The sequence below is a fragment of the Actinokineospora guangxiensis genome (assembly GCF_042657845.1).
In the GTDB taxonomy this organism is placed as follows: Bacteria; Actinomycetota; Actinomycetes; order Mycobacteriales; family Pseudonocardiaceae; genus Actinokineospora; species Actinokineospora guangxiensis.
On record NZ_JBHSKF010000005.1, the window covers coordinates 163,230 to 175,674 of the forward strand.

Annotated in this window: 13 protein-coding genes; 9 read left to right on the plus strand and 4 right to left on the minus strand. The window is 71.1% G+C overall.

Translation table 11 applies throughout. The annotated features are described in order from the left end of the window. Positions 1-56: 56 nt before the first annotated feature. The 9 genes from uvrC to ACFPM7_RS13225 all read left to right on the plus strand — a co-directional run bounded on the left by uvrC (position 57) and on the right by ACFPM7_RS13225 (position 9,270). Entirely contained in the window at positions 57-2,039 is a 1,983-nt protein-coding gene (gene uvrC, locus ACFPM7_RS13185; RefSeq protein WP_378247535.1) for an excinuclease ABC subunit UvrC, read from the plus strand. Between the two features lie 2 nt (positions 2,040-2,041). Then, positions 2,042-2,944, plus strand: a complete 903-nt coding sequence (rapZ, locus tag ACFPM7_RS13190; RefSeq protein WP_378247537.1) for an RNase adapter RapZ — start codon at positions 2,042-2,044, stop codon at positions 2,942-2,944. Between the two features lie 5 nt (positions 2,945-2,949). After that, positions 2,950-3,894: a gluconeogenesis factor YvcK family protein gene (locus tag ACFPM7_RS13195; RefSeq protein ID WP_378247996.1), complete on the plus strand. Its 945-nt coding sequence runs from the start codon at positions 2,950-2,952 to the stop codon at positions 3,892-3,894. 75 nt (positions 3,895-3,969) lie between these two features. Next, positions 3,970-4,956: a DNA-binding protein WhiA gene (whiA, locus tag ACFPM7_RS13200; RefSeq protein WP_378247539.1), complete on the plus strand. Its 987-nt coding sequence runs from the start codon at positions 3,970-3,972 to the stop codon at positions 4,954-4,956. A gap of 507 nt (positions 4,957-5,463) precedes the next feature. Continuing rightward, positions 5,464-6,468 carry a type I glyceraldehyde-3-phosphate dehydrogenase gene (gene gap / locus ACFPM7_RS13205; RefSeq protein WP_378247541.1) on the plus strand — a complete coding sequence of 335 codons (1,005 nt, stop codon included), beginning with the start codon at positions 5,464-5,466 and terminating at the stop codon, positions 6,466-6,468. Beyond that, complete coding sequence (locus ACFPM7_RS13210; protein ID WP_378247543.1) at positions 6,468-7,655, plus strand: phosphoglycerate kinase; 1,188 nt, start codon at positions 6,468-6,470, stop codon at positions 7,653-7,655. Before gap ends, ACFPM7_RS13210 begins: the two co-directional genes overlap by 1 nt. Continuing rightward, positions 7,655-8,440 carry a triose-phosphate isomerase gene (gene tpiA / locus ACFPM7_RS13215; RefSeq protein WP_378247545.1) on the plus strand — a complete coding sequence of 262 codons (786 nt, stop codon included), beginning with the start codon at positions 7,655-7,657 and terminating at the stop codon, positions 8,438-8,440. Before ACFPM7_RS13210 ends, tpiA begins: the two co-directional genes overlap by 1 nt. Before the next feature lie 232 nt (positions 8,441-8,672). Beyond that, positions 8,673-8,906 carry a preprotein translocase subunit SecG gene (secG, locus tag ACFPM7_RS13220; protein WP_378247547.1) on the plus strand — a complete coding sequence of 78 codons (234 nt, stop codon included), beginning with the start codon at positions 8,673-8,675 and terminating at the stop codon, positions 8,904-8,906. Positions 8,907-8,928: 22 nt separating this feature from the next. Then, positions 8,929-9,270, plus strand: coding sequence for an RNA polymerase-binding protein RbpA (locus tag ACFPM7_RS13225; RefSeq protein ID WP_378247549.1), 342 nt, complete (start codon positions 8,929-8,931; stop codon positions 9,268-9,270). Between the two features lie 113 nt (positions 9,271-9,383). On the opposite strand, the gene ACFPM7_RS13230 is transcribed toward ACFPM7_RS13225, so the two are convergent. The 4 genes from ACFPM7_RS13230 to ACFPM7_RS13245 all read right to left on the minus strand — a co-directional run bounded on the left by ACFPM7_RS13230 (position 9,384) and on the right by ACFPM7_RS13245 (position 12,407). After that, a complete protein-coding gene (locus ACFPM7_RS13230; RefSeq protein ID WP_378247551.1) occupies positions 9,384-9,953 on the minus strand; it encodes a DUF3558 family protein in 570 nt (189 codons plus the stop codon). A 23-nt stretch (positions 9,954-9,976) separates the two neighbouring features. Further along, on the minus strand, positions 9,977-10,903 hold the full coding sequence (locus ACFPM7_RS13235) for a hypothetical protein (RefSeq protein WP_378247553.1): 927 nt from the start codon (positions 10,901-10,903) through the stop codon (positions 9,977-9,979). Positions 10,904-10,908: 5 nt separating this feature from the next. Continuing rightward, a complete protein-coding gene (locus ACFPM7_RS13240) occupies positions 10,909-11,187 on the minus strand; it encodes a hypothetical protein (RefSeq protein WP_378247555.1) in 279 nt (92 codons plus the stop codon). A gap of 92 nt (positions 11,188-11,279) precedes the next feature. Further along, positions 11,280-12,407, minus strand: coding sequence for a sensor histidine kinase (locus ACFPM7_RS13245; RefSeq protein ID WP_378247557.1), 1,128 nt, complete (start codon positions 12,405-12,407; stop codon positions 11,280-11,282). Positions 12,408-12,445 lie beyond the last annotated feature (38 nt).

Genomic DNA, 12,445 nt, shown 5'->3' on the forward strand with positions numbered 1-12,445 from the left:
CGCCGGGCCCGGCCACCGGTCGTGGCGCTGTCGGTCGTGAGTCGTAGGGTTGAGCGGTGCCCGACCCGTCCACCTACCGGCCGTCAGCCGGGTCCATCCCGGACGCCCCCGGTGTGTACAAGTTCCGCGATCCCACCGCCCGGGTGATCTACGTCGGGAAGGCCAAGAGCCTGCGCTCGCGGCTCAACTCCTACTTCGCCGACGTGGCCTCGCTGCACCCCAGGACGCGGCAGATGGTGACGACGGCGGGCGCGGTCGAGTGGACCGTCGTGGCGACCGAGGTCGAGGCGCTGCAGCTGGAGTACAACTGGATCAAGGAGTTCGACCCGCGGTTCAACGTCCGCTACCGCGACGACAAGTCCTATCCCGTCCTCGCCGTCACCCTCAACGAGGAGTATCCGCGCCTGCACGTCTACCGCGGCGCGCGGCGCAAGGGCGTGCGCTACTTCGGCCCCTACGCCCACGCCTGGGCCATCCGCGAGACGCTGGACCTGCTGCTGCGGGTCTTCCCCGCGCGCACCTGCTCGGCCGGGGTGTTCAAGCGGCACGGGCAGATCGGCCGCCCCTGCCTGCTCGGCTACATCGACAAGTGCTCGGCGCCGTGCGTCGGCAAGGTCGACGCCGAGCAGCACCGGGCGATCGTGCAGGACTTCGGCGACTTCCTCTCCGGCAAGACCGACTCGATGATCCGCCGCATGGAGCGCGACATGGGCGCGGCCTCCGCCGAGCTGGAGTTCGAGCGGGCCGCCCGGCTGCGCGACGACATCGGCGCGCTCAAGCGGGCCATGGAGAAGCAGGCCGTGGTGCTCGGCGACGGCACCGACGCCGACGTCGTCGCCTTCGCCCACGACGAGCTGGAAGCCTCCGTGCAGGTCTTCCACGTGCGCGGCGGCCGGGTGCGCGGCCAGCGCGGCTGGGTGGTCGACCGGGTGGAGGACACCGACCGGCCCGTCGCCGACCTGGTCGAGCAGTTCATCGTCGGCTTCTACGGCGAGCAGAACGACATCACCGAGGGCGAGAAGGTCGACAGCCCCGTGCCGCGCGAGGTGCTGGTCCCCGAGCTGCCCGCCGACGCCGACGCGCTCGCCGAGTGGCTCAGCGGGCTGCGCGGCGCGAGGGTCGGCCTGCGCGTCCCCCAGCGCGGCGACAAGCGGGCCCTGATGGAGACCGTGGAGCGCAACGCCAAGGAGGCGTTCACCCAGCACAAGCTGCGCCGCGCCGGCGACCTCACCGCGCGCTCGGCCGCTCTGCAGGAACTGCAGGACAACCTCGGCCTGGACACCGCGCCGCTGCGCATCGAGTGCGTCGACATCAGCCACATCCAGGGCAGCGACGTCGTCGCCTCGCTCGTGGTCTTCGAGGACGGCCTGGCGCGCAAGTCCGAGTACCGCCGCTTCGCGCTGCGCGAGGCCGCCACCGAGGGCGACGTCGCCGCCATCGCCGAGGTGGTGCGCCGCCGCTTCGCCAAGTACGCGGGGGACAGCGGCGGGCCGGACTCGACGCCGGGCATCGATCCGGAGACCGGCCGCCCGCGCCGCTTCGCCTACCCGCCCAACCTGCTCGTGGTCGACGGCGCGGGCCCGCAGGCCAACGCCGCCGCCGACGTGCTCGCCGACCTCGGCGTCACCGACGTCGCGGTGATCGGCCTGGCCAAGCGCCTGGAAGAGGTGTGGCTGCCCGCCGACCCCGACCCGGCGATCCTGCCGCGCACCAGCGAGGCGCTGTACCTGCTGCAGCGCGTGCGCGACGAGGCCCACCGCTTCGCCGTCGCCTACCACCGGCAGAAGCGCGCCAAGCGGATGACGGTGTCCGCACTGGACGACATCCCGGGCCTCGGCCAGCACCGGCGCAAGGTCCTCATCAAGCACTTCGGCTCGGTGAAGCGCCTGCGCGAGGCCAGCGTCGAGGAGATCAGCGGCGTGCCCGGCATCGGCAAGACCACCGCCGAAGCGGTGCGTGCGGCGTTGGCGCACAATCGCGGTGCGCCCTCGACGCAGCGGGCGGTCGAACCGGCTGAGACCACAGTGGACGAGGGGTAGACATGAGCGACCCGACTTCTGGCGGCGGCAACCCCGGTGGGGCGGGCATGGCCGTCGCCGTCGTGACCGGGCTCTCCGGCGCGGGCCGCAGCACCGCGGCCAAGTGCCTGGAGGACCTCGGCTGGTTCGTGGTGGACAACCTGCCGCCCGAGCTGATCTCCACGATGGTCGAGCTGGGCTCGCAGGCGCGCGGGGCCATCACCCGCATCGCCGTGGTGATGGACGTGCGCAGCCGCGCCTTCACCCACGACCTCGACGCCATCATCAAGGACCTCGACGCCCGCGGCTACAAGCCCCGGGTGCTGTTCCTGGAGGCCACCGACGACGTGCTGGTGCGCCGCTTCGAGCAGGTGCGCCGCGGCCACCCGATGCAGGGCGAGGGCAGGCTGATCGACGGCATCGCCGCCGAGCGCGAGGTGCTGATGCCGCTGCGCACCGACGCCGACCTCATCCTCGACACCTCCACCCTCTCGGTGCACCAGCTGCGCGCCAAGATCGAGGACGCCTTCGGCGCCGATTCCGACGTCGGCACCCGGGTCACCGTGCTCAGCTTCGGCTACAAGTACGGCCTGCCGATGGACGCCGACCTGGTGATGGACGTGCGCTTCCTGCCGAACCCGTTCTGGATTCCCGAGCTCAAGGAGCAGACCGGCCGCGACGGCGACGTCCGCAACTACGTGCTCAGCCAGGAGGGCGCCGAGGAGTTCCTCGACCGCTACCACGAGCTGCTGCGCCTGATCGGCGCCGGTTTCCGCCGCGAGGGCAAGCGCTACCTGACGCTGGCGGTCGGCTGCACCGGCGGCAAGCACCGCAGCGTCGCGATCTCCGAGGAGCTGGCGCGCAGGCTCAGCGACGAGGACGGCATGGCCGTCAAGGTGGTCCACCGGGACCTGGGGCGCGAGTGACGGCTCTGCGGGTGGTCGCCCTGGGCGGCGGGCGCGGCCTGCAGGCCACCCTCGGCGCCCTGCGCGCGATCACCGAGGACGTGACCGCCGTCGTCACCGTGGCCGACGACGGCGGCTCGTCCGGGCGGCTGCGCCGTGAGCTGGGCCTGCTCCCGCCGGGCGACCTGCGCAAGGCGCTGACCGCGTTGGCCGGGCCCGACGCGTGGCGCGAGGTGTTCGAGCACCGCTTCGGCGGCACCGGCGCGCTCGCCGGGCACGCCGTCGGCAACCTGCTGATCGCCGGGCTGATCGAGGTCGTCGGCGACCCGGTCGAGGCGCTCGCGGCGGCCGCGCGGCTGCTCGGCGTCACCGGCCGGGTGCTGCCGATGTCCACCGAGCCGCTGGACATCGAGGCCGACGTGACCGGCCTGGACGAGGACCCCTCGACGGTGCGGCGCATCCGCGGCCAGGTCGCCGTCGCCACCACGCCGGGCCGGGTGCACCGCATCCGGCTGCGCAGCGCCACCCGCCGCGGCGAGCCGCCGACGGCCTGCCCGGACGCGGTCGCCGCCGTTCTCGGCGCCGACGTGGTGCTGCTGGGCCCCGGCTCGTGGTTCACCAGCGTCCTGCCGCACCTGCTGGTGCCCGAGCTGCACGACGCGCTCGTGCGGACCAGCGCCACCCGGGTCGTCGTGCTCAACCTCGTCCCCCAGGCGGGGGAGACCGCGGGCTTCTCCCCGGAGCAGCACTTGGAGGTGCTCAGCGCGCACGCCCCCGGGCTGCGCGTGGACGCGGTGGTCGCCGACGCCGACGCCGTCACCACCCCCGACCGGCTGCGGCGCTCCGCGGCGGCGATGGGCGCGCGGGCCTGGCTGGACTCGGTGACCGCCGACTCCGCGCCGGAGCGCCACGACCCGGTCGCCCTCGGTGCGACGCTGGCCAGGGCGATCGCGGCGGTCCGCGGCGGCTGAGCGGGACCCGACACGCCGGGCCCGACACGCCGTGGTGGGATGTACGCCGGGGAGCGCGTGGGAAGGAGACCGGCCGTGGCGATGACCGCTGCCGTGAAGGACGAGCTGAGCAGGCTCGCGGTGTCGAAGACCTGTTGCAGGCGGGCCGAGGTGTCGGCGCTGCTGCGGTTCGCGGGCGGGCTGCACATCGTCGCGGGCCGGGTCGTGGTGGAGGCCGAGCTGGACACCGGCTCGGCGGCCAGGCGGCTGCGCAAGGAGATCCACGACCTCTACGGCCACCAGGCCGACATCCACGTCATCACCTCCGGCGGTCTGCGCAAGGGCACCAGGTACGTGGTGCGCGTGGTCAAGGACGGCGACGGCCTCGCCCGGCAGACCGGGCTGCTCGACCCGCGCGGCAGGCCGGTGCGCGGGCTGCCCGCGCCGGTGGTCGCGGGCGGGATGTGCGACGCGGAGGCGGCGTGGCGCGGGGCGTTCCTGGCGCACGGCTCGCTGACCGAGCCCGGCCGCTCCTCGTCGCTGGAGATCACCTGCCCCGGCCCCGAGGCGGCGCTGGCCATCGTCGGCGCGGCCCGGCGCCTGGGCATCCAGGCCAAGTCCCGCGAGGTGCGCGGCGCCGACCGGGTGGTCGTGCGCGACGGCGACGCCATCGGCGCGATGCTGACCCGCCTCGGCGCGCACTCCAGCGTGCTGGCCTGGGAGGAGCGCCGGATGCGCCGCGAGGTGCGCGCCACGGCCAACCGCCTGGCCAACTTCGACGACGCCAACCTCCGCCGCTCGGCGCGGGCCGCGGTCGCCGCGGCCGCGCGCGTGCAGCGGGCGATCGAGATCCTCGGCGCGGACGCCCCCGACCACCTGGCCGCCGCGGGGGAGCTGCGGCTGAAGAACAAGCAGGCGTCCCTGGAGGAGCTGGGCCAGCTCGCCGACCCGCCGATGACCAAGGACGCGGTCGCGGGCCGCATCCGCCGGCTGCTGGCGATGGCCGACAAGCGCGCCAAGGACATGAGCATCCCCGACACCGAGTCGGTCGTGACCGCCGAGATGCTCGAAGTGGACGCCTGAGCTGGTCTGGACCTCCCGGCGATCACCTGAGATGTGATCTGGGTTACAGTCGGTATCTCCCGGCGGTCGACCGTCCTCTTGTCTGCCGGGAGCGCGGGTGCTGCTTGGGGGAGGAGCACCCGCGGGGGGATGAACGAAGCGGAGTCCGCCCGGCGTGGGGGCAGGCGGACTCCGCTTCGTTCCCGTTTCCAGGCCTCGGGCTCGGGGAGCCGGGCCCTGACATTCAGGACGATCCCGTCGAGCGCCACGACGCCGAGCATCCCGCCCGTCACCCAGAACGCCTCGCCGTTGTCGGCAGGCGCCGCGTCGGGGCCAGCGGCCCCGCATCGCCCGGCGGGCCGCGATCGTGACAGCGGGCCCGGTGTCCACGATTCGGGCGGGGGTGTGGCGATCAGCGCCCAAGTCTGATTCGATAAAGAGACACTGCCGACCGGACCCTGTGGCGCCCTCGTGCGGCCGCTAGGGTTCAGAGTTGGTAAAGAGCCCCAGTTTTGAGGAGACAAGACGGTGACGGTTCGAGTAGGCGTCAACGGTTTCGGTCGTATCGGTCGCAACTTCTTCCGGGCCGTGGCGGCCGGTGACCACGACATCGAGATCGTGGCCTTCAACGACCTCGGCGACGTGGCCACGATGGCGCACCTCCTCAAGTACGACAGCATCCTCGGCCGCCTGCCGCAGGACGTGTCGGTGGTCGCCGACGGCATCAAGGTCGGCGACAAGACCATCAAGGCCCTCGCCGAGCGCGACCCGGGCAAGCTGCCCTGGAAGGACCTCGGCGTCGACGTCGTGGTCGAGTCGACCGGCTTCTTCACCAAGGCCGCCGACGCCCGCAAGCACGTCGACGAGGGCGGCGCCAAGAAGGTCATCATCTCCGCGCCCGCCAAGGGCGAGGACCTGACCATCGTCCTCGGCGCCAACGAGGAGAAGTACGACGGCTCGCAGACCGTCATCTCCAACGCCTCCTGCACCACCAACTGCCTCGCGCCGCTGGCCAAGGTCCTGCACGACAGCTTCACCATCGAGCGCGGCCTGATGACCACGATCCACGCCTACACCCAGGACCAGAACCTGCAGGACGCCCCGCACGGCGACCTGCGCCGCGCCCGCGCCGCCGCGCTGAACATCGTGCCCACCTCGACCGGCGCCGCCAAGGCGATCGGCCTGGTGCTGCCCGAGCTCAACGGCAAGCTCGACGGCTACGCCCTGCGCGTCCCGGTGCCGACCGGCTCGGCCACCGACCTGACGGTGACCCTGGGCCGCGACGTCACCCTGGACGAGGTCCAGGCCGCCTACAAGGCCGCCTCCGACGGCCCGCTGGCGGGCATCCTGCGCTACAGCGACGAGCCGATCGTGTCCTCCGACATCGTCACCGACCCGGCGTCCTGCATCTACGACGCGCCGCTGACCAAGGTCAACGGCAACCAGGTCAAGGTCGTCGGCTGGTACGACAACGAGTGGGGCTACTCCAACCGCCTGGTCGACCTGACCGCGCTCGTGGCGTCCAAGCTCTGATGCGGACGCTCGACGACCTGCTCGCCGAGGGGGTCGCCGGTCGGCGCGTGCTGGTGCGCGCCGACCTGAACGTCCCCATCGACGGGACGGCGATCACCGACGACGGCCGCGTCCGCGCGTCGCTGCCGACCATCTCCCGCCTCGCCGAGGCGGGAGCGAAGGTGGTCGTGGCCGCGCACCTCGGCCGCCCCAAGGGCACCCCGGACGCCAAGTACTCCCTCGCCCCGGTCGCGCTGCGCCTGGGCGAGCTGCTGGGCGCGCCGGTGGCGCTGGCCAACGACGTCACCGGGCCCTCGGCCCGGGAGACGGTGGCCTCCCTCGCCGAGGGCTCCGTCGCGCTTCTGGAGAACGTGCGCTTCGACGCGCGCGAGACCTCGAAGGACGCCGCCGAGCGCGCCGCCCTGGCCGAGGAGTTCGCCGCGCTGGCCGACGTGTTCGTCTCCGACGGCTTCGGCGTCGTGCACCGCAAGCAGGCCTCGGTCTACGACGTGGCCGCCAAGCTGCCCGCGTACGCAGGCGGCCTGGTGCTCGCCGAGGTCGAGGTGCTGCGCACCCTGACCGGCGAGCCGAAGCTGCCCTACGTCGTGCTGCTGGGCGGCTCGAAGGTGTCGGACAAGCTGGCCGTCATCGAGTCGCTGCTGCCCAAGGTGGACGCGCTGCTGGTCGGCGGCGGGATGTGCTTCACGTTCCTGGCCGCCGAGGGCCTGGGCGTGGGCGACTCGCTGCTGGAAGCCGACATGATCGACACCTGCAAGCGGCTGCTCGCCGAGCACCCCGGCAAGATCCTGCTGCCCGCCGACATCGTGATCGCCGACGACTTCTCGGCCGAGGCGACCACCCAGACGGTGCTGGCGGCGAACATCAGCGCGGGGTGGAAGGGCCTGGACGTCGGCCCGATCACCGTCGAGCGCTACAGCGAGGTGCTGACCGCGGCGGGCACGGTCTTCTGGAACGGCCCGATGGGCGTGTTCGAGCTGGCCCCGTTCGCCGAGGGCACCCGCGGCGTGGCGCAGGCGATCGTCGACTCGGCCGCCTTCTCGGTGGTCGGCGGCGGCGACTCGGCCGCGGCCGTGCGCCTGCTCGGCCTGCCCGAGGACGGCTTCTCGCACATCTCCACCGGCGGCGGCGCGTCGCTGGAGTTCCTGGAGGGCAAGGACCTCCCCGGCGTAGCGGTGCTGGAGGGCTGATGGCGCGGCAGACGCTCATCGCGGGCAACTGGAAGATGAACCTCAACCACCTTGAGGCCATCGCGCTCGTGCAGAAGATCGCCTTCGGCCTGCCGGAGAAGTACTACGCCAAGGTGGAGGTGGCCGTGCTGCCGCCGTTCACCGACATCAGGTCCATCCAGACCCTGGTCGACGGCGACAAGCTGCTGCTCAAGTACGGCGCGCAGGACATCTCCCCGCACGACTCCGGCGCCTACACCGGCGACGTGTCGGGGCCGATGCTGGCCAAGCTCGGCTGCTCTTACGTCACCGTCGGGCACTCCGAGCGCCGCGAGTACCACGGCGAGACCGACGAGCAGGTCAACAAGAAGGTCAAGGCGGCGCTCAAGCACGGCATCACGCCGATCCTGTGCCTAGGCGAGCAGCTGGAGGTCCGCGAGGCGGGCACGCACGTCCAGCACTGCACCGACCAGCTGGTGGCGGGCCTCAAGGGCCTCAAGGCCGACGCGGTCGCCAAGGTCGTCGTGGCCTACGAGCCCGTGTGGGCCATCGGCACCGGCAAGGTCGCCACCCCGGCCGACGCCCAGGAGGTGTGCGCCGCGCTGCGCAAGCAGCTCGCCGCCGCCTTCGGCGACGACGTGGCCGCCACCGTCCGCGTGCTCTACGGCGGCTCAGTGAAGTCCGGCAGCATCGGCGACCTGGTCGCCCAGAACGACGTCGACGGCGCGCTCGTCGGCGGGGCCAGCCTGCAGGGCGAGGAGTTCACCAAGCTCTGCGCGATGGCGGCGGGCGGCCCGCTGCCGTAACCGCGTCGAATGGGCCCGAACCGCCGCGGCGGTTCGGGCCCATTCGACTGTTTCGGAATCGTGCCGCGCTGGGTTAAGTTCGACGCGTCCCGGCACGATCACGGGATCTCGCCCGATTTGACCGATCGGGCCGCGATCCCGCGCGCTCGCCGCAGGCCCACCCGGGCCGGTGGTCGGGCGGCGCTACCGCACCCGGTAGCCTTGGCTTCCACCGTTCGACAGCGAGGATGACATGATCCTGACCCTGCAGATCGCTCTGATCGTCACCAGCCTTCTGCTGATCCTGTTGGTGCTGCTCCACCGCGGTCGCGGTGGCGGTCTGTCGTCGCTGTTCGGCGGTGGCATGCAGTCCAGCCTGTCGGGGTCGAGCGTCGTGGAGAAGAACCTGGACCGGGCGACCCTGTTCATCGGCGCGATCTGGGTGATCTGCATCGTGGGTCTTGGCCTGCTGGTCAAGGTCGCCTGATTAGTGGGGGAGTGAATTCCTGATGTCCGGTGGCAACGCGATCCGCGGCACGCGGGTCGGAGCCGGTCCGATGGGCGAATCCGAGCGCGGCGAGTCCGCCCCTCGGCAGCGGGTGTCCTACTGGTGCGCCAACGGCCACGAGTCGCGCCCGGCCTTCGCCGTCGACGCGGAGCGGCCTGATTCCTGGGACTGCCCCCGCTGCGGCCTCCCGGCAGGCCTCGACGAGCAGGCGCCCCCGAAGGCGCCCCGCAACGAGCCCTACAAGACCCACCTGGCCTACGTGAAGGAGCGCCGCTCCGACGCCGACGGCGAGGCCATCCTCGCCGAGGCCCTGGCGAAGCTGAAGGCCAAGCGCGAGCTGTGAGGCAATGACGACGGGCCACCGACCAGCAGGTCGGTGGCCCGTCGTCACAGGATCCGAAGCATGCATCGAACGCGCCGCGGTCATGTCGCGTCGACTCGCTCCGCCGCATCGGCTCAGCCGATGACCTCACCCACGACGTGCGCGGCGACCGCGAGCGCCCGGCCGCACACCTCGGGATCGCCTTGCGCGGTCCGCAGGTCGACGGAGACCGAGGCGGTCTCGTTGATCGCGACGGCGACGGCACACATCTCCGTCGGCTGCGCCTGCTCGGAGAACACTCCGGCGGGCAGCCCGTGCACATCCGCCTCGGCGTAGTACTCCCACGTGTCCAAGTACGGGTCGTAGAACATGCTGAACCGGCTGAAAAGCTCGAACTCCATTCGTTCGCCATCCGCCTTGCGCTTGCAACTGGCCCGTATGTTAGTCCCAGGGCCCGGATCAGCGTCCCCGGCGATGCCGATCCGCTTGGCGGTGGCGTCGTCCAACAACTCGCACGGCCGCTCCCAGCCCTGACGCACAACCGGGCCTGCGGTGATGTTCGGCGGAGCGTCGGGGAACTCCGACTTCGGAGTCTGACGTGGGGTTGTCGGATCCGCGGGCGCGGTGGTTGTCGTGGCCTGCTCGCCGGGAACGGCGACACCCGTCTCCGGAGCGCAGCCTGCGACCACGGCGAGCAGCAGCACGAGGCGGGCAACTCGGGGGAGACTCACCGGTCGCCCACCAACCTGCGGTCAATGGCGGACTGCTGGTCGCGCTGTGCGTCGGCCATGCGCTCCTTTTCCCGCTCCACCTGGGGGTCGTATTCCGAAACCGGCATGGATTCGTGGGCGAAGTGCCGGTACTCGAAGTTCGGGCTATGGATGTCCACGTTGGGCGGAAGCGGGTCGTCCAAGCGGGTGGCCATCGAGGTCACGTTCTCGAAGTCCATCGAGATCTCGTTGGCCAAGTGCGCTAGGCCAGAGCGGTACTGTTCGTTGATCTGACCGCAGCCCGTGTGGTAGCGCTCAATGATCTCTTCATACCTGGACCCTTCGATCAGGTAGTCCGCGAGGTTCTTGGCCACGCCGATCATCACGGCGATCGAGCCGGTGAGCAGCCTGGAGAAGTCCATTGTGAGCACGTCGCGGACGAGGTCGGATCCGATGGCGATGAATGTTTTCGCTTGCCGCTTGTCCGTGTTGCCGATCTCGGCATCGAGTGCCGCCACGGTCTCAAGGGCCACGTCGAGGTAACTTTGTCGTATCCCTTTGATGAGACTGAGTAGCGCGCCCGCGTGAAGCGTCGCCTTCCCCAGCAGAAGCTTCTGTTGCTCGTGCACGCTGCCGATGGCGGTAAGCCGATTCTTGAACTCCGCCGCTGCGCTGCCCTGCCAGGATTGCAGCTGGTTCTCGGCGGCTCTTAACTCGATATCAACGGGGACATCGTCGATGGTCATGAGATACAGGCGGTGAAGCCGCTCGCATTCCACCAGAACTGACTCCGGTGATGGCGTCAGGCATTCCGTCATGCCGGTCATCTCGGTCGGTGGGAGAGCGATGTCCATCTCCGTCAGCACCTGCATCGCTTCTTGTACCTTGCTTCCAACGGAAGCCTCGGCGTCGAACAACTGGGCATCAGTGATCCATTGGACCATCCTTGTCAGTCCTGCCCGTCGGCGCGGCGGTACAACGCCACAATCTCCAGCAGTGCCCGCGCGGTCGATTCCAAGGCTTCGTTCACTGCTTGGTTCCGGCGGGCGATCGCCGCGACATGACCGCTGTGCGCCATGTGCACCGCCAGGGCGCTGCCTGCGTCGTAGGCCGGTGGCCCCGTCAGCGCCGCGGTGATGGGCGCGAGTCGGGCGCTAATGCTCGGCAGAGTTATCGTTGCGCACTGCTCCACTGTGTCCAACGCAACGGTGAATCCTTCGGAACTCACTATTCCCCCTTCGTTGCGCGCCAAAGTACGCAGGAAGCAGAGGGCAAGTGCGTCGATTGGTCGCTATTCAACCGATCGGGCTATGCGCTGCTTCACAGCGGATAGCGCGCGACGACCCGGTACCCGCCATCGGAGGTCGGCCCAGCGTCCAGCGTCCCCGACAGCAGTGACGCCCGTTCCCGCAGCCCCAGCAGCCCGTGTCCGCCCGACGGGAACGCCGCCTGCCCTCGGCGCGGCCTGCTGTTGCGGACCTCGATCTCCAGGTGCCCCTCGGCCTCGGTGACCAGCACCAGCGTGCGCGCCCCGCCCGCGTGCTTGCGGACGTTGGTCAGCGCCTCCTGGACGGTCCGGTAGGCCGCGCGGGACACCGGGGGCGGGACGTCGACCGGGTCGACGGAGATGGTCATCGCCACGCCGTCCTGGGCCAGGGTGTCGACTTCGTCCAGACCGGGCTGGATCTCGTCCTCGTCGCCGCCGGAGCGCAGCACGCCGACCAGTTCGCGCAGCTCCTCCAGGGTCTGGGTGCTCAGTGCGCGGATCGTGGCGGCGGCCTCGCGGGACTCGGGGTCCTCGGTGCCGACCTGCAGGGCGCCCGCCTGCATGGCGATGAGGGTGACCTGGTGGGAGACGACGTCGTGCATCTCCCGGGCGAGTTTGGCGCGTTCGGCGGCGCGCACGGTGGCGGCGTAGAGGCGTTTCTCGCGGTCGCGGCTGCGCGCCAGGTCGCGGATGCGGGCCGAGAGCTGGCCGCGGACGGTGATCAGCATGCCGATGGCCACCGGCATGCCCGAGACCAGGACGCCGTACATCGCGTCGAGGACGTGCTGCTTCCAGGTCAGGTCCAGGAAGTCCACCCACGGCCACAGGATGAACCGGCAGACGCAGACCAGCGACGCGCCGACCACCGTCTTCCAGGACAGCAGTTCGCGCTTGGCCAGCGACCCCAGCGCGATCATGGCGGCCAGCTGGGCCCAGCCGAAGAAGAAGCCGGGCACGCACAGCAGCACCGTGCCGAAGGGCAGGTAGCGGCGCAGCAGCAGGGCGGCCACCGACAGCCAGCTGAACCACGGCGAGTACCAGGGCGGCGCCTCCGGGACGACCAGCCACACGTCCAGCGCGGCCAGCACGACGGCGGCGACGTCGGAGGCGACGGCGCGGGTGCGCTGGCTGGCCTGGGCCAACGCGCGCGGTAGGCGCAGGGGGAACTGGCGGGGCAACACGGGTGTCAGCCTGCCACCTCCACCGTCCTGCGGTTCGG

Excerpts from the sequence above, each read along its gene's own strand:
- tpiA (WP_378247545.1), top strand. The coding sequence starts at position 7,655 with ATGGCGCGGCAGACGCTCATCGCGGGCAACTGGAAGATGAACCTCAAC.
- rapZ (WP_378247537.1), top strand. The coding sequence starts at position 2,042 with ATGAGCGACCCGACTTCTGGCGGCGGCAACCCCGGTGGGGCGGGCATG.
- secG (WP_378247547.1), top strand. The coding sequence starts at position 8,673 with ATGATCCTGACCCTGCAGATCGCTCTGATCGTCACCAGCCTTCTGCTG.
- ACFPM7_RS13225 (WP_378247549.1), top strand. The coding sequence starts at position 8,929 with ATGTCCGGTGGCAACGCGATCCGCGGCACGCGGGTCGGAGCCGGTCCG.
- ACFPM7_RS13235 (WP_378247553.1), bottom strand. The coding sequence starts at position 10,903 with ATGGTCCAATGGATCACTGATGCCCAGTTGTTCGACGCCGAGGCTTCC.
- ACFPM7_RS13210 (WP_378247543.1), top strand. The coding sequence starts at position 6,468 with ATGCGGACGCTCGACGACCTGCTCGCCGAGGGGGTCGCCGGTCGGCGC.